This is a genomic window from Polaromonas sp. P1_G2, from assembly GCF_056405515.1.
Window position 1 is genome coordinate 1 of the sequence record NZ_JBFUBY010000736.1, and the last position, 585, is coordinate 585.

The following is a 585-nucleotide window of genomic DNA, read 5'->3' on the forward strand; positions in this document are numbered from 1 at the left end:
CGGACCGAGAACCACGCGCAGTGTCGTGACCAGCATGGCGCAAATGAGAAGGACGATCGCAATATCGATGGCGGTGGCGAGGATGACGGCGCTGTTCATGCGAAAGCCTCCAGGATCAGCCGTTCAAAACCGTCAGCGATCTCACGCGCTGCAACGGCCGGATCGGGGCAGTCGATGACATGCACATAGAGCGTGCTGCGGTCATCGCTGACATCGATCGCTAGGGTGCCGGGTGTGAGCGTGATCAGGTTGGCAAGCAGGGTGATCTCGAAATCACGCCGGACAGTGAGCGGGAAAGCGATGACTGCCGGCCGGATTCTCATACGCGGCGACAGTACAAGCTGGCAGACCCGAATCACCGACAGAGTGAATTCGCTGAAGAAAGCGAGGATCAGGCGCAAAATGCGCCACGCGCGGATGACAGGGTTCATGGATGCCTCTCGGGAAACACCGAGCCGATATAGGCTGAAGGCCGGACCAACCCGGCGGCGGCGCGGTTCGCAACCCCGATCAAGGGCTCCGGCCAGAGGCCGGTCGTCAGAGAGAATACCGTGAGGATGGCAATGACGACAATCTGAATACGTG

1 protein-coding gene is annotated in these 585 nt (G+C 60.2%); it reads right to left on the reverse strand.

Annotation, left to right across the window (positions count from 1 at the left end; translation table 11 throughout):
• Window positions 1-95: 95 nt before the first annotated feature.
• The gene (locus AC1D0P_RS27270) at window positions 96-548 is read right to left on the reverse strand and encodes a Na+/H+ antiporter subunit E (protein WP_477679588.1); all 453 of its coding nucleotides are present in this window, start codon (window positions 546-548) and stop codon (window positions 96-98) included.
• Window positions 549-585 lie beyond the last annotated feature (37 nt).